Raw genomic sequence first — 19050 nt, 5'->3', positions numbered from 1 at the left:
ATATAATATGTTAGAAAACGGAAGTAAAAGATTGGTTATAAAAATGCACCCAGATGATAATGTACTGGTGGCTTTAACAGATTTGTCTAAAGGAGAAAGTGTAGTTTTTGAGAATGAAACTTTCCTATTACAGGACACAATCAAGGCAAAGCATAAGTTTTATACAACCAATTTGAGAGCGGGAGATGAAATTATTATGTACGGCGTTTTGGTTGGAAAAGTACAATTTGATGTTGCTAAAGGAAGTCTAATGACGACTGAAAACCTTAAACATGCAGCAGAACCTTATAAATATCGTGATGTTGATTTTGAATGGCAGGCGCCAGATGTTTCAAAATATAAAGACAGAACTTTTAAGGGATATAAAAGAAATGACGGTCGAGTAGGAACTGCTAATTATTGGTTATTTGTACCAACAGTATTTTGCGAAAATAGAAATTTGGATGTAATACGTGAAGCTTTACATAATGAGTTAGGATATTCTGTAAGTGATAAATACACTCAGTATACTCATTCTTTACTTGAAGCTTATAAAAATGGAAAAAGTCTGGATTCAATTGACGTTCAGTTGGCTCCAGAACCTTATACAAACAAAGTTTTTAAAAACGTAGACGGCATAAAATTTTTAAATCATCAAGGAGGCTGCGGAGGTACGCGCCAAGATTCGGCTACCTTAAGTGCCTTATTAGCATCTTATGCAAATCATCCAAATGTTGCTGGAATAACAGTACTTAGTTTAGGATGTCAGCATTTGCAAGTACAGGATTTTACAAACGATGTCAAAAAACAAAATCCATCTTTTGATAAACCATTATTCATTTTTGAGCAGCAGCAATCAAAAAGTGAAGAACAATTAATCGCAGATGCCATTAAAAAAACATTCGAAGGATTAATCGAAATAAACAAACAAGAACGAACTCCGGCACCTTTAAGCGAATTATGTTTAGGAGTTAAATGCGGAGGAAGCGATGGTTTCAGCGGTGTTTCGGCAAATCCAGCAGTAGGTTATACATCAGATTTGCTGGTGGCTTTGGGCGGTAAAGTATTATTAGCTGAATTTCCAGAATTGTGCGGTGTCGAGCAAAATCTTATTGATCGTTGTACATCCGAAGAAACAGCAAAAAAGTTTATCGATTTAATGCAGTCTTATGATGCTTTAGCCCATAAAGTAGGTTCTGGATTTCATATGAATCCTTCGCCGGGAAACATTAAAGACGGCTTAATAACAGACGCTATAAAAAGTGCCGGAGCAGCTAAGAAAGGTGGAACAGCTCCTGTAATTGATGTATTGGATTATACAGAACCAGCCACAAAAGCAGGTTTAAGTTTAGTTTGCACACCAGGAAATGATGTCGAAGCAACAACAGGAAAAGCAGCATCTGGAGCAACATTAATATTGTTTACAACAGGATTAGGAACTCCAACAGGAAATCCAGTTTGTCCAGTAATCAAAGTAGCTACAAATTCGGTTTTAGCTAAAAAAATGAGCGACATTATAGATATTGACTGTGGTCCAATTATCAGCGGCGAAAAAACCATTGAAGAAATGGGAGAAGATATTTTAGAATATTGTATCAAAGCAGCCAGCGGTGAAATTATTCCAAAAGCAGTATTGTTAAATCAAGACGATTTTATTCCGTGGAAACGAGGAGTATCATTGTAAAAGAATAAAAAAAGTATAAACTAAATTGTTTGGGTATAATTAAAAAAAATCTAACGCATAGGAACATAGATTTTAATGATCAATAAAAGAATACAAAAAAGAAATTTGTTTCTTTCACATAATTGGCTTTGTGAATTGTCACCCTGAGCGAAGTCGAAGAGCGCTCCAATTGGTGCGTGGGCTTCGACTCCGCTCAGCCTGAGAACGACTTCACTCAGCCTGACAAAAAGTTATAAAAATCTATGTTTCTATGTGTTAAATTAATTAAAGCCAACGAATCAAATATTAAATCATATGTTTTCATTACAAAACAAAAAAGCAGTTGTTACCGGTGGCGGAAGCGGAATAGGAAAAGCCATTTCGGTTTTATTTGCAAAGCAAGGAGCTGAAATTCATATTGTTGAATTAACAGAAGAAAGTGCTAAAAGCGCTGTCGATGAAATAAAAGCTAATGGAGGAAAAGTATTCTCACACGCTTGTAATGTTGCGAACCAACAAGAAGTAACAGCAACATTTGAGAAAATAGGAAATATCAATATTTTGGTAAACAATGCAGGAATTGCTCACGTAGGTAAAGTAGACACAACTCCCGAAGCCGATTTTGACCGAGTGATGAGTGTGAATGTAAAAGGCGTATACAACTGTTTACATGCTTCAATACCACAATTTAGAAATTCTGGAGGAGGCGTAATTGTAAATATGGCTTCTATTGCAGCGTGGGTAGGAATCTCAGATCGATTTGCATATTCTACAGCCAAAGGTGCCGTAATGGCAATGACCTTGTCAATAGCCAGAGATTATATGAGCGAAAATATACGTTGTAACTCAATTTCACCTGCACGCGTGCATACACCATTTGTAGACGGATTTATTGCCAAAAACTATCCGGGTCAAGAAGCAGAAATGTTCGAAAAATTATCAAAATCTCAGCCTATCGGACGTATGGCAAAACCAGATGAAGTTGCAGCTTTAGCTTTGTTTTTATGCAGCGATGAATCTGGTTTTGTTACCGGTTGCGATTATCCTATAGACGGAGGTTTTATAAAACTAAATAATTAAATTATAATGAAAGTTGCCTTATTCATGCCCTGCTATATAGATCAGTTTTACCCCAATGTGGGTATTGCTGCTTTGCAACTATTAGAAAAGCTGGGTTGTGATGTTACTTTTCCTTTGGAACAAACCTGCTGCGGTCAGCCAATGGCTAATAGTGGTTTTGCCAGTTTAAGTAAAGGCTGTGATAAGAATTTTGTTAAAAATTTCGCAGGATTCGATTATATAGTAGCCCCATCAGGAAGTTGTGTTTTACATGTAAAAGAACATTTGCAGGATTTAGAAAATCCGCAAACTGCGCTACACATTCGTAATTCGGTTTATGAACTTACAGAGTTTTTAACAGATGTTCTAAAAGTAGAAAGCATTAATGCCAATTTTCCTTTTAAAGTGGGATTACACAACAGCTGTCACGGACAAAGAGGATTACATCTTTCGTCAATGACAGAAAGAGTGCTGCCTGAATTTTCAAAACCAGAGCAATTACTGAAAATGGTAAACGGAATTACGTTAAGTAAGCCAAAACGAAATGATGAATGTTGCGGTTTTGGAGGTACTTTTTGCGTATTTGAAGAGGCAGTTAGTGTGAAAATGGGGAAAGACAGAGTAAAAGAACACGAAGACAATAAGGTAGATTATATTACTGGAGGAGACACCAGCTGTTTAATGCATTTAGATGGTATTTTGAAAAGAAACGGAAGTAAAGTAAAAACCATTCATATCGCCGAAATATTGAATAATAGTTTATAGTAAGAGATTAGAAAATTTCTTCGACTTAAATCGAAGGAGTAAATGATATATTCATCATTAATTGCATATTCAAAATAATGAATAAAATTAAATTATTTACGCTTTTAGTACTTGTATTATTTGTTGATTCCGTTTGTCTGGCACAGAAGAATCATCCTATAAAACTATGGTATAAACAGCCGGCAGTGAAATGGTCTGCTGAAGCTTTACCTATTGGTAATGGACGGTTGGGAGCTATGTTTTTTGGTGGAGTACAACGAGAAGTTATTCAGTTTAACGAACAAAGCCTTTGGTCGGGTGATAACAACTGGGATGGAGAATATGAAACAGGTGATCATGGATTTGGTTCATATCGCAATTTTGGAGAAATCACAATTGATTTTACAGACAAAAGTGCTTTCTCTAATTATTCTCGCTCACTAGATATTTCGAATGGAATCCATCAAACTGAATTTATTCAGAATAAAATAAAAGTCAGACGGGAAGGTTTTGCCAGTTATCCAGATCAAGTGATGGTTTTTGAATATAAAGCTAATGCGAAAAATGGTTTTTCAGGAACGATTTCTCTTAGTTCAGCTCAAGGAGCAATAAGCAAAGCTGCTATGAGCAGTATAAGTTTTATAGGAGAAATGCCAAATAATCTAAAATATGCAGCCAAACTTTTAGTGCAAAATAAAGGAGGGAAAATACGTTATGAAGGAGCAAACTTGATCTTTGAAAACTGTAATTCATTGACATTGATTTTGGATGCCCGAACAAATTATAAACCCGATTATAAATCAAATTGGCGAGGAGAAGATCCGATGCCGCTTATTGAAAAAGAATTATCAGCTGCAAAAAGCAAAGGTTATGAAAAACTTAGAGCAGCTCATTTAAAAGATTTGAGTTCGATACTAACGCGCGTTTACCTCAATATAGGAAGCTCTGATGCAGTTACTTCAACTTTGCCAACAGATGAACGATTAAAAAAATACACGGCAGGTGGAGTTGATCCCGATTTAGAAGAAACGATGTTTCAATATGGGCGCTATTTATTAGCAAGCAGTTCACGTCGTGGAGGCTTGCCAGCTAATTTGCAAGGTTTATGGAATGATAGTAATACACCTGCTTGGGCAAGTGATTATCACAATAACATTAATGTGCAAATGAATTATTGGGGAGTCGAATCGACTAATTTATCAGAATGCCATTTGCCATTGATTGATTTTATCGTTGCAGCTCAAGAACCTTGTCGTATTGCTACTCGCAAAGCTTTTGGAGAAAAAACACGCGGCTGGACAGCTCGAACCAGTCAAAATATATTTGGCGGAAATGGCTGGGAATGGAATATACATGCAAGTGCTTGGTATGCACAACATGTATATGAACATTGGGCATTTACGAAGGATAATGAGTATTTACGTCGTACGGCATATCCTATTATTAAAGAAGTTTGTGAATATTGGGAAGACAATTTAAAAACGATGCCAAATGGACAATTAATGGTTCCAAATGGATGGTCGCCTGAGCATGGTCCGCGTGAAGATGGAGTAATGATGGATCAGCAGTTGGTTTGGGATTTGTTCCAAAACTATCTGGACGCAGCCAAAGCACTTAGCATTGATAATGATTATCAAAAGAAAGTAGCGGATATGCAAGCCCGTTTAGCTCCAAATAAAATTGGAAAATGGGGACAATTGCAGGAATGGCAAACAGATCGTGATGATCCAAATGACGAGCATCGCCATACATCGCATCTTTTTGCGGTATATCCAGGACGTCAAATTAGTATTTCTACTACGCCGGAACTGGCCAATGGAGCTATTCTTTCATTGCGCAGCAGAAGTGGAAATTTTGGAAAAAATGAAAAGACACCTTTTACAGTTGAATCTACTGTTGGTGACAGCCGCCGCTCATGGACTTGGCCTTGGCGTTGCGCAATTTGGGCGCGTTTAGGCGAAGGCGACCGTGCAGCCATTATGATTCGCGGATTACTGACATACAATACATTGCCAAATTTGTTTTGCAATCATCCGCCGTTTCAACTAGACGGTAATTTTGGAATTACTGCTGCTATGGCTGAAATGCTTATTCAAAGCCAAACAGATAAAATTCAGTTACTTCCAGCACTTCCAAAGACTTGGGAAAAAGGAGAAGTAAAAGGTTTATGTGCTAGAGGCGGATTTGAAGTAGATATGAAATGGGACGAAGGTAAGTTGGTGAGTGCAAAAGTACTTTCAAAAGTTGGCGGAGTTTGTAAAGTGCAAAGCGGTAATAACAATATTGAAATCACGACACAGCCTGGTAAAAGTTATACGTTTAATGCAGAATTGAAAGAGATTAGTAAAAAGTAATTATGAAAACAACCCATGCTGATTTAGCAAAAAAGTTTATAGCAGACGAGCCAAGAACCGATTGGCACGACGAAACTTTGTGGTTTGTTCGTGAAAAACGAGACAAAGCTGCGCATGGTTTGCCCGAATGGGAGCAGCTGCGTGAATGGGGATCGCAGATTAAGAACGCAACACTTTCTAATCTTTCCAATTATTTAAAAGAATTTGAAGAAAAAGCCACTACAAATGGTATAAAAGTTCATTGGGCGTCAGATGCCAAAGAACACAATGAAATCGTTCATAAAATCATCAAAAAACACGGTATTCAGAAAATTGTGAAGAGCAAGAGCATGCTTACCGAAGAATGTCATTTGAATGAATATTTGCAGCATAACGGAATAGAAGTAGTGGATACAGATCTTGGAGAACGTATTGTTCAATTCAGGAAAGAACCGCCAAGTCATATTGTACTGCCGGCAATTCACTTAAAAAAAGAAGATGTAAGTGCTACTTTTCATGAGCATTTACAAACAGAAAAGGGAAATAATGATCCGCAATATTTAACCGAGGCAGCGAGACAACACTTGCGAAATAAGTTTGTAGAATCTGATTTAGCGATTACCGGCGTTAATTTTGCTATTGCAGAAACAGGCGGTTTTGTAGTTTGTACCAATGAAGGAAATGCCGATATGGGAGCACACACAGCACCTGTACACATTGCCTGCATGGGCTTTGAGAAATTAATTCCAAAAGCAGAGCATCTGTCTGTGTTTTTGAGATTACTAGCCAGAAGCGCCACAGGTCAGCCTATTACAACGTATTCAAGCCATTTTCATAAACCAAGACCCAATCAGGAAATGCACATTGTCATTGTAGATAATGGCCGCAGTAAACAACTGGGAAGAGAAGATTTTAGAAATTCCTTAAAATGCATTCGCTGCGCCGCATGTTTCAACACTTGTCCCGTATATCGCAGAAGCGGTGGACATAGTTATCATACAGCTGTTGCAGGACCTATTGGTTCTATTCTGAATCCAAATTTAGATATGAAAGCCAATGCCGATCTGCCTTTTGCTTCAACTTTATGCGGAAGCTGCACTAATGTATGCCCGGTAAAAATCAATATTCATGAACAGTTATGGAAATGGAGACAAGTGATTGTTTCCGAAGGTTATGCTGCGACAAGTAAAAAAATAAGCATGAAAGGAATGAATTTCCTGTTTTCAAATCCTAAAATCTATCGTTTGATGGGAAAAGTTGGGAGAAAGAGTATGCAGCTATTCCCTTTTATGGTAAATAATAAACTAAATGTTTGGTTCAAGCAAAGAGAAATGCCAGTTCCTCCAAAGGAATCTTTTAGAGATTGGTATTTAAAGAATAAGAAAAGCCAAAATTAAAATATCAGATAATAAAGAAATGAGCGCAAGAGAAAACATATTGAATGCTATAGCAATGAATCAGCCTGAATTTATTGAGATTCCTGTTGTTGACAGCAGCGTTGTAATTCAGTATGATGATGTATATGCGCAGTTTAAAACAGTTTTAGAAAGTATTGGCGGGAAAACCGAATTGATTACAGATATTACAATGCTGAAAGATCAATTAAAAGCTGATAAGCAGAATGGAATTTTTGTTGTAAATACAATCGCTGCACTTGGTGAAGTAGATGAACAAGCCGCTTTTTTAGCAGCATCTGAATTAGAGAAAGTAGAAAAAGCTTATGTTAAAGGAACAATTGGAGTTGCCGAAAATGGAGCTGTATGGATTTATGAAAGTCAAATGATAAACAGACTAGTTCCTTTTATTTGTCAGCATTTGGTTTTAGTAATCGATAGAAAAAATATTGTTGACACTTTGCATCAAGCTTATGAAAAAATAGATGTATCAAAAGAAGGATTCGGTGCTTTTATAGCAGGACCATCTAAAACAGCCGACATTGAACAATCATTGGTAATAGGAGCGCATGGAGCTAGAAGTGCTGTGATTTATGTAATTGAATAAACGGCAAGAATAATTTTTAAACAAATAAGACAAAGTATAATATATTAAATAAGAATAAAATGAAACTAATACGATTTGGAGAAGCCGGTAAAGAAAAACCAGGTATTTTAATAGATGAAAAGAGATTTGATGTATCTTCAATAGTAACAGATTATAATGAAGCATTTTTTGAAGAAAACGGACTAGAGAAATTAAAAAAAGCATTAGAAAACAACCCTGTTTTACCAGAAGTAGATTCAAATGTACGTTTAGGTTCTCCAGTGGCACGACCTTCAAAAATAATTTGTATTGGATTAAATTATGTAGATCATTGTTTAGAAACCAATGCACCGATTCCGGCAGAGCCAATTATCTTTTTTAAATCGACAACTTCACTGTGCGGACCAAATGATAATTTGATTATTCCAAAGAACAGCGAAAAAACAGATTGGGAAATTGAGCTGGCTTTTGTAGTGGGTAAAAAAGCAAGTTATGTCGAAGAAGCTGATGCTTTAGATTATGTTGCAGGTTATGCTTTATTGAATGATTACAGCGAAAGAGCTTTTCAGATTGAAAGAGGCGGACAATGGGCAAAAGGAAAAGGAAGCGATACATTTGCGCCGCTTGGACCTTTTTTGGCAACTCAGGACGAAATTGCAGATGTGAATAATATACCAATGTGGCTAACTGTAAACGGGAAAAAGTTCCAAAACAGTAATACCTCAAATTTGGTATTCAAAATTCCGTTTTTAGTGCATTATTTAAGCCAGTTTATGACATTGCTTCCTGGTGATATTATCAGTACAGGAACTCCTCCAGGAGTAGGTTTAGGAATTAAACCAGAACCTATTTACATCAAAGCAGGAGATGTGATTGAATTAGGAATGGATGGTTTAGGCAGCAGTAAACAACATGCTGTAGCTTATACGAAATAGAGTAACGCAGCTTGTTAATTATAACACTTAGTCCCGAAGCTTAAAGCTTCGGGAACAAAGTTTAAACACAATATTGTCATTTCTCCTTCGTCGAAATGACAAAAATTAGCTGACCGGTTTTGGTCTAAAATTTATTCCGTCCCGATTTTTCGAGATCGGGATTATAATAATTAGATAAATTTATTATGATTTGCTTAAAAAGTGTTATCGTACACACAGAGAATTTATAGTTTTAAAATAATTAAAAAATAGTAAATATGGTTAAGTCATTTCTCTTTTCGCTTCTGTTATGCTGCACACTGTCGTTTGCACAAGAAGTAAATATTATTCCGCAACCAGTAAAAGTTGTTAAAAACACTGGAAGTTTTGTGATTAATGCACAAACAAGTTTGGTCGCTGCCAATAAAGAAGATAATGCTTCGGTAGCTTTTTTTAACGGTTATTTATCTGATTACTATGGTTTTGTATTGCCAGTAGTTAAAAAAGCAACCAAGAATTATATCAAATTAACAAGTCTTAAGAATATTCAAGGTCTTAAAGGTGAAGGATATAGTTTGAAATCTGATAAAAATGGTGTCGAAATTACAGGAAATTCGGCTATTGGAACTTTCTACGGAATTCAAACCCTTATTCAGTTACTGCCAGCAGAAAAAAGCAGTAATCTTGCTATTGCATCAGTAAATGTACAAGACGAACCACGTTTTGCGTACAGGGGTGCTATGCTGGATGTTGGACGTCATTTTTTCTCAGTAGCATTCGTTAAAAAATACATTGACTATTTAGCATTGCATAAATTAAACTATTTTCATTGGCATTTAACCGAAGATCAAGGTTGGAGAATTGAAATTAAAAAGTATCCTAAACTTACTGAAATTGGTTCAAAAAGAAACGGAAGTATTATTGGCAGATATCCAGGTAAAGGAAGTGATAATACACCAGAAGGAGGTTTTTATACACAAGAAGAAGTAAAAGATATTGTAAAATATGCTTCAGATAGATTTATTACAGTAATTCCAGAAATTGAAATGCCGGGACACAGCAGTGCTGCAATTGCTGCTTATCCTGAGTTGAGCTGTTTTCCAAATGAGAAAACCAATCTTCCTGCTAATATGATTTCGGATAAGAGTAAGCAAGAAATGGCGAACGGAAGAAATAAGATCGTTCAAGAAACTTGGGGCGTACATGCTGATATTTTTGTTCCGACAGAAAACACTTTTAAATTCCTAGAAGATGTGTTGGATGAAGTAATTGCTTTATTTCCTTCAAAATACATTCATATTGGCGGTGATGAAGCTCCAAAAGACGCTTGGAAAAAAAGCGAATTTTGCCAGCAGATGATAAAAGAAAAAGGTTTAAAAGATGAACACGGTCTTCAGAGTTATTTTATTCAACGTATCGAAAAATATGTGAACGGAAAAGGAAGAACTATAATTGGCTGGGATGAAATTTTAGAAGGCGGTTTAGCTCCAAATGCTATCGTTATGAGCTGGCAGGGAGAAGCTGGCGGAATCGCTGCAGCAAAAGAAAATCATCAGGTTATTATGACGCCGGGAAGCCATGTTTATTTAGATCATTCGCAAACTAAAAACGAAAAAGAAGTTACCATTGGAGGTTTCTTGCCATTAGAAAAAGTATACAGTTACGAGCCAATTCCTAAAGAGTTGAATGAGCAGCAAGCAAAATACGTTATGGGAGCGCAAGGAAATGTGTGGACAGAATATATGGCAAATCCTGCCAAAGTAGAATACATGATATTCCCACGTTTGAGTGCCTTAAGTGAAGTTTTATGGTCTCCAAAAGATAAAAAAGATTGGACTCAATTTCAAACAAAAATTGAAACCATGAAAAAACGTTATACCATGTGGGGAGCAAATTATTTTAAAGAGCAATAATAATGCGCAATCAATAAAAGACAGCTCAGTTTGGGCTGTCTTTTGTCATTTGTCCAACTTCGAAGATCAAAACGAAATTTGATTTTCAAAAATTAACTTTTAGCTAATTATATCAAGTAATGAAAACCAAAAAAATAACCACAAACTTAATTTTAGCAATTGTATTGAGCTTTTCAATGCATTTGCAGGCGCAGGAGTCCGTTCATATAATACCACAACCCGTAAGTTTAGAAATCAAACAAGGCAGCTTTTCCTTTGATAATTCTACTTTTATAAAAGTTGATAAGAAAGATGCAGCTGCCGAAAAAGTAGTTCACTTTTTTAAAGAATATGTAAAACGAGTTACAGGATTTGAATTAAACAGTACTAAAACAAGTGGAAAAGAGATTGTTTTTAGTATCGAAAAAATCAAAGAAATTGGAGACGAAGGATATTTACTTTCTGTAAATCCAAAAGTAATTCACATCAAAGCCAATACGTCTAAAGGATTATTTTACGGCGTGCAATCTTTACTGCAAACACTGCCTTTTAGCCGTACAAATGATTTGGTTCAAATTCCAAGTATGGAAATAAAAGATTATCCACGCTTTCAGTGGAGAGGTATGATGCTTGATGTCAGCCGTCATTTTGCTTCTCCAGAATTGGTAAAAGAATTTATTGATTTACTGGCAGCTTACAAAATGAATGTTTTTCATTGGCACTTAGTCGATGGAGCAGGTTGGCGTTTAGAAATTAAAAAGTATCCTAAACTTACCCAACAAGCCGCTTGGAGAGTTGATGATTGGGGAAAATCATGGAATTGGGCTGAAATAGAGTTTAATGCTGACAGACGCAAATCGACTTACGGTGGTTATTATACTCAAGAACAAGCCAAAGAAATTGTAGCTTACGCTAAAACAAGAAATATTACAGTTGTGCCAGAGATTGAAATGCCTGGTCACTCAGAAGCTGCAATGGCGGCATATCCAGAACTTTCGTGTAATTCTAAGAATAATTTTGCACAATCAGGTAATTTCTTAGCCAGTAAAGTCGAAAGTAATTATTGTGCAGGAAACGATCAGGCTTTTACTTTTTTGCAAGATGTATTAACAGAAGTAATGGCAATTTTCCCTTCAAAATATATTCATATTGGAGGAGATGAAGTAGACAAAACGAGCTGGAAACATTGTGCTAAATGTCAAGCCAGAATGAAAACGGAACAATTGAAAGACGAAAAAGAATTACAAAGCTATTTCATTCGCAGAATGGAAAAATTCTTGGTTTCGAATAACAGAAAAATGATTGGTTGGGATGAAATTCTTGAAGGCGGATTGGCTCCAGAAGCTACTGTTATGAGCTGGCGCGGAGAGGCAGGCGGAATCGAAGCGGCAAAAATGGGACATGATGTAGTGATGACACCAGGTTCTCCATATTATTTTGACCATTATCAAGGTGATCCTGAAACAGAGCCTCTTGCAATTGGCGGATTTAATACGCTGAAAAAAGTATATAATTATGACCCAATTCCTGTAGAATTAACTACCGAAGAAGCTAAACGTGTTTTGGGTGCACAAGCCAATTTATGGACAGAATATATAAGTACTGCAGAACATGTTAAATATATGATTCTGCCTCGTATGCTTGCATTAGCTGAAGTATTGTGGTCTAAAAAAGAGCAGCGTGATTGGAAAAATTTTGCTGAACGTTTACAACCTCATTTAGTAGGTTTTGAGCAAAGAGGAATCCGTTATTCAAAAGGAAATTTTAAAGTAGATATTAAACCTGTAGTCGAAAACAATAAACTTTTTATAGCACTCGATACAGATCAAATAGAGGCTGTAATTTATTATACAACCGACGGAAGCGCACCATCTACAAACAGCATTAAATATGAAAAACCATTTGTAGTAAATAGTTCTATGACCGTAAAAGCAATCACGGTTATAAATAATAAAGTAGTGAGTGCAAAACCTGCAGAACAATCTTTTACCTTCAATAAAGCAACTGGAAAAACAATAAGTTACACAAATGCCAACAGCAGTCATTATCGTGCTAACGGAGTTAATACATTAATTGATGGTTTTAGAGGAACAAAAGATATTGGTAAACAATGGCATGGTTTCAATGAAAATGATCTAATAGCTACCATAGATTTGGGAGCAAGTACATCAATAAGCAGTATTACTTTGGGATGTATTCAAAATTGGAGCCAATGGATATTCCTGCCGCAATATGTAAAATTTGAAATATCTCAAGATGGCGTTACTTTTAAAGAAGTAAAAACAGAGACGAACTCTATTGCAGCTTCTGAAAAGGACATTCAAATAAAAGATTTTACAGCTAAGTTTGCAGAGCAAAAAGCTAAGTTTGTCCGCGTTACAGCCAAGAATTTAGGGCAGTGTCCTAAAGGTCATCCAGGCGAAGGACAATCGGCTTGGCTGTTTGTTGATGAAATTATGGTAGAGTAAGTGATAGGAACTAAGTCGAAAGTTTTAAAGTCGTAATGTCAAAAGGTCAATAATAATTAAAATCGAAGTATTGCTCATTTTCTCTAATTTTAAAACACGACATTATAATGTGATTATTACTTATAAAAAGTAGAAATACTTTTATATTTGAATGATGTATAAAAAAGAGGTCAGTTTTGCAAGCCGCAAAATTTGACCTCTTTTTTGTTTTATTTGATTTAATCCTTTGTTGGAGTTTTCTCAGTTTCGCTGATTTTCTGCCCAGTTTTCTATATTTCCTTTGTCAATCGATCCATTTCTTTCAACAGAGTCGGAATCCTAAATTCACCTGCCATACTTTCGACTTTTTCGAAAGCATCTTCTAAGTCAATACCAATGGCTGTAACGTATAATGGTTTTTTGCTATCACCTCTTACCAAAGCTTTTTTATCATTTTCAATAGAAGCAAAATTAGTTTTGGCAACGCCGATAATTGGAATCTCTCTATTTAGTTTTTCATATAAATGTCCGCCTAAACCATACTTTTTATCATCATCTAGATAAACAAAACCGTCTACAATAATTACCTGAACCGTTTTTAAATCAATTTTATCTAGCAAACTAAGAATGCAAGGTAATTCTCTGCGGTAAAATTCTCCGGGAATATAGTCCTCTACATTTTCGATTATTTCTGTGTGAACTTTATAATTTTTACTTTCATTCCAGTTTAAAAATTCAAGACAAACGGTTTTGGCTTTTCCATCAAAATAATAAGTATCAAAAGCCAGTATTTTAGATTTGTGGGTCATAGTTTTTTTTGGGTTGTGGTAGTATTTTTATTTTAGTTTTGAAAATAAACAATCCGTTATTGTGTAATGTTTCATTGGTTTTATAAATGCGAATATAGAATTAATTTTAGGTTCAGAAATAAATTATTCAAACACTATTTAAGATTCTGAGAATAAGATTTTTTTCAATTTGATTTAGAACAGAATAGGTAAATCCAAAGTAAAAAAGAGATTAATGTACTATAACAACTAAAAAAAAGTATTTCGAAATTGATAATATTTTATAATTTTACAAATTATGCTGGTATAAATTAAATTTCTATTAGTGAATTCTTATAAAATGGTAAAACTTTCTTAGATCTTACTTAAGGTTAAGGATTATTTTATTACATAGCCTAAATTTGTGTGGTGCGAAAAATCATAGTCTACATATTCATCTTTCTCATTGTATCCAATATTGGGTTCTTTCAGCAGTTTTATAAATTGCCCATATTGATTGAACATTACAATGAACATCAGCAAAGACACAATGTAAGTTTTATTGATTTTTTAGAAATGCATTATTGGGGAGAAGACATCAACGATAATGATTCTGACCGCGATATGCAGCTTCCGTTTAAGCATATTTCGAGCGCTTCGTTTCAGCTTGTATTTGTTCCCGCAGAAAAACACATTTTTGATATTCCTTTTAATGCTGATTTTTCAGCGTCAGACATAATTCCGTTTACTTCAAACCTTTATTCTAATCCTGCATTATTTGCAGTATTCAGACCTCCTTTGGCATAATTTAATTTTCCAAGATTTTATTGTGGTTAAGACATTTTGATGTTTTAACCATGACATTATTATTTCTAAAAAATTAAATCAAATTATGCTCAATAAGATCATTCAATTTTCAGTTAAAAATAAACTGGTGATTGGTGTCTTCACCTTGCTGTGGATTATCTACGGTGTTTTTGAAGTTACCCGTTTACCAATTGATGCCGTTCCTGACATTACCAACAATCAGGTTCAAATTATTACAACCGCTCCGTCTTTGGGCGCAGAAGATGTAGAACGTTTAATCACTTTTCCGATTGAACAAGCGATCAGCAACATTCCGCAGCTTAAAGAAAGCCGCAGTATTTCCCGTTTCGGACTTTCGCTTGTAACCATTGTTTTTGCTGATGATACCGATGTGTATTGGGCGCGTCAGCAAGTGGCAGAACGTTTGCAAAAAGTAGAAATTGCAGAGAATGCCAGTATTCCCGAAATGGCTCCCGCAACAACAGGTTTGGGCGAAATTTACCAATATGTTTTAAAACCGCAACCTGGATACGAAACCAAATATTCACTTGAAGATTTGCGTACTATTCAAGACTGGACAATTAGAAGACAGCTTTTAGGAACTCCCGGAATCGCTGATGTAGCTACTTTTGGAGGAAAGCTGAAACAATACGAAATTGCCGTAAATCCGTCGAGATTAAAAGCACAAAACCTGACAATAAAAGAAGTTTTTACTGCCTTAAGCAGTAATAACGAAAATACAGGTGGAGCTTATATCGAAAAAGGACCAACTGTATTGTATATCCGAAGTGTTGGATTGAAGCGAAATATTAAAGACATTCAAAATATTATTGTCAAAAATACGCAGGCAGGAACTCCAATTTTAATCAAAGATATTGCCGAAGTAAAAATGTCCTCAGCGATACGCTACGGCGCTTTAACAACAGATGATATTGGCGAATCTGTTGGTGGAATTGTGATGATGCTGAAAGGCGAAAATGCCAATAATGTTATCGTTAATGTAAAAAAACGTGTTGCCGAAATTGAAAAGATTCTGCCAAAAGGTTTAAAAATAGAACCTTTTTTAGATCGTACCAAAATGGTTGACAATGCGATTGGTACGGTGGAGAAAAACCTGATCGAAGGTGCTTTGATTGTGGTTTTAGTTCTGGTACTTTTTCTAGGAAATTTACGAGCTGGATTTATCGTAGCTTCTGTGATTCCGTTAGCCATGCTGTTTGCCATTATTATGATGAACACCTTTGGCGTAAGCGGAAATTTAATGAGCCTTGGTGCTCTCGATTTTGGTTTAATTGTCGATGGTGCCGTTATTATTGTTGAAGCGATTTTACATCATATTCATAGTGCCAAAAAATACAAAGGAATTGATACCATTTCGCAGGAAGAAATGGACAAAGAAGTCACAGGTTCTGCAGGACGAATGATGAATGCTGCAGTATTTGGACAAATCATTATTCTGATTGTATATCTCCCAATATTATCTCTTGAAGGAATTGAAGGTAAAATGTTTAAACCAATGGCACAAACTGTTGCCTTTGCTATTTTGGGAGCATTTATTCTTTCGCTTACTTACGTTCCAATGGTAAGTGCTTTATTCATTAGCAAAAAAGTTAGTCATAAACCCAATCTTTCTGACCGAATTATGACAAAATTGGAAGGACTTTATGAAAACTGGCTGACCAAAGCTTTAAAGATGAAAAAAGGAATTGTCATTTCGGCTTTTGTTTTGTTTGGAATTGCTTTACTGCTTTTCAGCCGAATGGGAGGAGAATTTATTCCGCAGTTAGAAGAAGGAGATTTTGCAGTAGAAACCCGATTGTTGTTAGGAACTAATCTTTCGACGACAACAGAAACCATTCAGAAAATTTCGAATACACTTAAAAAAGAATATCCTGAAGTTGAAAAAGTAGTTTCGAGAATTGGAAGTGCGGAGATTCCAACAGATCCAATGCCGATTGAAGGCGGAGATATGATTATTGTGTTAAAAGATAAATCAGAATGGACAAGCGCTTCTTCATTTCCTGAACTGGCAGATAAAATGACTGAAACTGTAAAACAAACAGCTCCGGGAGTTACAACTGGTTTTCAGTTTCCCGTGCAAATGCGTTTTAATGAATTAATGACCGGAGCTAAACAAGATTTGGTTTGTAAAATTTACGGAGAAGATTTAAACAAGCTTGCTGAATATGCGGAGAAATTAGGTTCAATCAGTAAAACAGTCGAAGGTGCAACAGATTTGTATGTCGAAAAAGTAACTGGAATGCCTCAAATCGTAATTGATTATGATTGGGCAGAAATGGCGAAATACGGAATTTATGTTTCCGATATCAATCAAACCGTAAATGCTGCGTTTGCAGGCGCTGTAGCGGGAAGCATTTACGAAGGCGAAAAACGTTTTGATATGGTGGTAAGAGTTGAAGCGAGCGGACGAAAAGACATTTCGGATGTTAGAAATCTATTAATTTCTACGCGTTCCGGAATGCAGATTCCGTTGTATCAGGTAGCTTCGGTAAAAGAAGTAGAAGGACCTAACCAAATTCAGCGTGAAGATGCGAAAAGAAGAATTATTGTTGGGTTTAATGTAAGAGGCCGCGATGTAGAATCGATTGTAGAAGAATTACAGAAAAAAGTCAACAGCCAGATCAAATTTGATCCCGGATATTACATTACATATGGCGGAACTTTCGAGAATCTGCAACAGGCAAAATCACGTTTAGGAGTTGCGGTTCCGGCAGCTTTGTTTATGATTTTGGCTTTATTGTATTTTGCTTTCAGATCGTTTAAAGAAGGAATTATCATTTTTACCGCAATTCCGTTGTCGGCAATTGGTGGTGTTTTTGGTTTGGCTTTGCGTGATATGCCTTTTAGTATTTCGGCGGGAGTTGGTTTTATTGCTCTTTTCGGAGTGGCAGTTTTAAACGGAATTGTTTTAATATCTGAATTTAACCGAATACAGAAACAAGGTGAAATTACAGATCCGTTTGATATTATCATTACAGGAACCAAAAACAGATTACGTCCTGTATTAATGACGGCTGCGGTAGCTTCTTTAGGGTTTCTGCCAATGGCTCTAAGTAATGGAGCAGGAGCAGAGGTTCAACGCCCATTAGCAACAGTAGTTATTGGCGGATTGATAACGGCTACTTTGCTGACTCTTTTTGTACTTCCGGCCATTTATTTAATGACGTATCACACTAAAGTATTCTCGAAAAAAATCAAAAAAAACAAAATGGATAAACTGACTTTATTACTTGTCGCTTTATTGGTTACGGCTTCAGTGCAATCGCAGCAAAAGCCCGTTTCTCTCGACGAATCTTTGTCGATTGCGCTTCAGAATAACAGAAGAGTTAAATCGGCTCAGCTTAACGAAAAATCCAAAGAACAATTGCAGAAATCAGCTTATGATATTCCAAAATTGGCTTTAGATGCTGATTATGGTCAATTTAACAGTGCTGTTAATGATTCTCGTTTTGGCGTGAGTCAGACTTTTGCTTTCCCTACTTTATACAGCAATCAGAAAAAAGCGCTGCAAGAAAATTATAATGCTGCCAAAGCAACTTCGCAATTGACTTCGCAACAGATTAAATCGAATGTGAGAAGCTTGTTTTATTACTATATCTGGCTCAACAGTAAAAAAGAATTATTGGCTTACGCCGATTCTATTTACAGATTAATGGAGCAAAAATCAGATTTACGTTATAAAGCAGGAGAAACCAATGTATTAGAAAAAAGCGCTTCTCAATCGGCAAGGCAATTTTACACGAATCAGCTTACGATGGTCAATAAAGATATTGCGATTACGCTGAAATCTTTTAATACAATCTTGCAGGATAGTGTAGTGCATGTTCCTATTTCGGCAGACATCAAACATGATTTTGCTATTTCATTAAACGAAAAAATAAATACAGCTGAACTTCCACAAATTCAACTTTCGAATCATGAAGCAGAAGCTGCAAAATGGAAATGGAAAGCAGAACAGGCTAAGCTAATGCCGGATATTACTGTAGGATATAATAATTTAAGCATTATTGGCACGCAAACAAGTAATGCAGGACAGGAAGTTTATTATGACAGCAGTCACAGGTTTAGTTATGTGAATTTAGGAGTTTCGATTCCGTTATTCTTTTCGAGTCAGTCTTCACGCAATAAAGCGGCAAAAATTGAATATGAAAATTACAAGATGATGGCAGAATCGGTAAAAGTTGAAATGACAACAGAAATCGCTAACGCAGTTAGTGAAGCCGAAAAGTATAAAGAAAGTCTTAATTATTACGAGAATGAAGGACTTAAAAATGCGACTGTTATTATTGATGCGGCAAACAGCCAACTGGAAAATGGAGATATTGATTATTTACAATGGGTTTTGGTCGTAAATCAGGCGATTACCATCAAAAATGAATATCTAGACAGAATCAACGATTACAATAAAGCGATCATAAATCTTCAAACTCTCATTAATTTATAA

At 35.8% G+C, this 19050-nt stretch carries 12 protein-coding genes; 11 read left to right on the top strand and 1 reads right to left on the bottom strand.

The genetic code is table 11. The features are described from left to right. Positions 1–7: 7 nt before the first annotated feature. The 9 genes from NLG42_RS17825 to NLG42_RS17785 all read left to right on the top strand — a co-directional run bounded on the left by NLG42_RS17825 (position 8) and on the right by NLG42_RS17785 (position 13032). On the top strand, positions 8–1663 hold the full coding sequence (locus NLG42_RS17825; protein WP_257681762.1) for a UxaA family hydrolase: 1656 nt from the start codon (positions 8–10) through the stop codon (positions 1661–1663). A gap of 294 nt (positions 1664–1957) precedes the next feature. Beyond that, positions 1958–2722 carry an SDR family NAD(P)-dependent oxidoreductase gene (locus NLG42_RS17820; protein ID WP_257681761.1) on the top strand — a complete coding sequence of 255 codons (765 nt, stop codon included), beginning with the start codon at positions 1958–1960 and terminating at the stop codon, positions 2720–2722. 6 nt (positions 2723–2728) lie between these two features. Next, positions 2729–3466: a (Fe-S)-binding protein gene (locus NLG42_RS17815; protein ID WP_257681760.1), complete on the top strand. Its 738-nt coding sequence runs from the start codon at positions 2729–2731 to the stop codon at positions 3464–3466. Positions 3467–3543: 77 nt separating this feature from the next. Further along, positions 3544–5799, top strand: coding sequence for a glycoside hydrolase family 95 protein (locus NLG42_RS17810; protein WP_257681759.1), 2256 nt, complete (start codon positions 3544–3546; stop codon positions 5797–5799). Positions 5800–5801: 2 nt separating this feature from the next. Further along, entirely contained in the window at positions 5802–7175 is a 1374-nt protein-coding gene (locus NLG42_RS17805) for a lactate utilization protein B (protein WP_099718468.1), read from the top strand. A gap of 19 nt (positions 7176–7194) precedes the next feature. After that, entirely contained in the window at positions 7195–7779 is a 585-nt protein-coding gene (locus NLG42_RS17800; protein WP_257681758.1) for a LutC/YkgG family protein, read from the top strand. A gap of 59 nt (positions 7780–7838) precedes the next feature. Further along, positions 7839–8693: a fumarylacetoacetate hydrolase family protein gene (locus tag NLG42_RS17795; protein ID WP_257681757.1), complete on the top strand. Its 855-nt coding sequence runs from the start codon at positions 7839–7841 to the stop codon at positions 8691–8693. 257 nt (positions 8694–8950) lie between these two features. Beyond that, complete coding sequence (locus NLG42_RS17790) at positions 8951–10585, top strand: beta-N-acetylhexosaminidase (protein WP_257681756.1); 1635 nt, start codon at positions 8951–8953, stop codon at positions 10583–10585. A gap of 119 nt (positions 10586–10704) precedes the next feature. Then, positions 10705–13032, top strand: a complete 2328-nt coding sequence (locus NLG42_RS17785; RefSeq protein WP_257681755.1) for a glycoside hydrolase family 20 protein — start codon at positions 10705–10707, stop codon at positions 13030–13032. A gap of 269 nt (positions 13033–13301) precedes the next feature. Here NLG42_RS17785 and NLG42_RS17780 read toward each other — a convergent pair whose 3' ends face one another. After that, positions 13302–13820, bottom strand: a complete 519-nt coding sequence (locus NLG42_RS17780) for an endonuclease V (protein ID WP_257681754.1) — start codon at positions 13818–13820, stop codon at positions 13302–13304. A 471-nt stretch (positions 13821–14291) separates the two neighbouring features. Here NLG42_RS17780 and NLG42_RS17775 point away from each other — a divergent pair, with 471 nt between their 5' ends. Together NLG42_RS17775 and NLG42_RS17770 are read left to right on the top strand one after the other, a co-directional pair. After that, entirely contained in the window at positions 14292–14585 is a 294-nt protein-coding gene (locus tag NLG42_RS17775; RefSeq protein ID WP_244281205.1) for a hypothetical protein, read from the top strand. An 85-nt stretch (positions 14586–14670) separates the two neighbouring features. After that, on the top strand, positions 14671–19050 hold the full coding sequence (locus NLG42_RS17770; protein WP_257681753.1) for a CusA/CzcA family heavy metal efflux RND transporter: 4380 nt from the start codon (positions 14671–14673) through the stop codon (positions 19048–19050).

The organism is Flavobacterium plurextorum (assembly GCF_024638035.1).
Taxonomy (GTDB): domain Bacteria; phylum Bacteroidota; class Bacteroidia; order Flavobacteriales; family Flavobacteriaceae; genus Flavobacterium; species Flavobacterium plurextorum.
This window is presented reverse-complemented; position numbering and strand designations above follow the sequence as displayed.

Excerpts from the sequence above, each read along its gene's own strand:
- NLG42_RS17825 (WP_257681762.1), top strand. The coding sequence starts at position 8 with ATGTTAGAAAACGGAAGTAAAAGATTGGTTATAAAAATGCACCCAGAT.
- NLG42_RS17820 (WP_257681761.1), top strand. The coding sequence starts at position 1,958 with ATGTTTTCATTACAAAACAAAAAAGCAGTTGTTACCGGTGGCGGAAGC.
- NLG42_RS17815 (WP_257681760.1), top strand. The coding sequence starts at position 2,729 with ATGAAAGTTGCCTTATTCATGCCCTGCTATATAGATCAGTTTTACCCC.
- NLG42_RS17810 (WP_257681759.1), top strand. The coding sequence starts at position 3,544 with ATGAATAAAATTAAATTATTTACGCTTTTAGTACTTGTATTATTTGTT.
- NLG42_RS17805 (WP_099718468.1), top strand. The coding sequence starts at position 5,802 with ATGAAAACAACCCATGCTGATTTAGCAAAAAAGTTTATAGCAGACGAG.
- NLG42_RS17800 (WP_257681758.1), top strand. The coding sequence starts at position 7,195 with ATGAGCGCAAGAGAAAACATATTGAATGCTATAGCAATGAATCAGCCT.
- NLG42_RS17795 (WP_257681757.1), top strand. The coding sequence starts at position 7,839 with ATGAAACTAATACGATTTGGAGAAGCCGGTAAAGAAAAACCAGGTATT.
- NLG42_RS17790 (WP_257681756.1), top strand. The coding sequence starts at position 8,951 with ATGGTTAAGTCATTTCTCTTTTCGCTTCTGTTATGCTGCACACTGTCG.
- NLG42_RS17785 (WP_257681755.1), top strand. The coding sequence starts at position 10,705 with ATGAAAACCAAAAAAATAACCACAAACTTAATTTTAGCAATTGTATTG.
- NLG42_RS17780 (WP_257681754.1), bottom strand. The coding sequence starts at position 13,820 with ATGACCCACAAATCTAAAATACTGGCTTTTGATACTTATTATTTTGAT.
- NLG42_RS17770 (WP_257681753.1), top strand. The coding sequence starts at position 14,671 with ATGCTCAATAAGATCATTCAATTTTCAGTTAAAAATAAACTGGTGATT.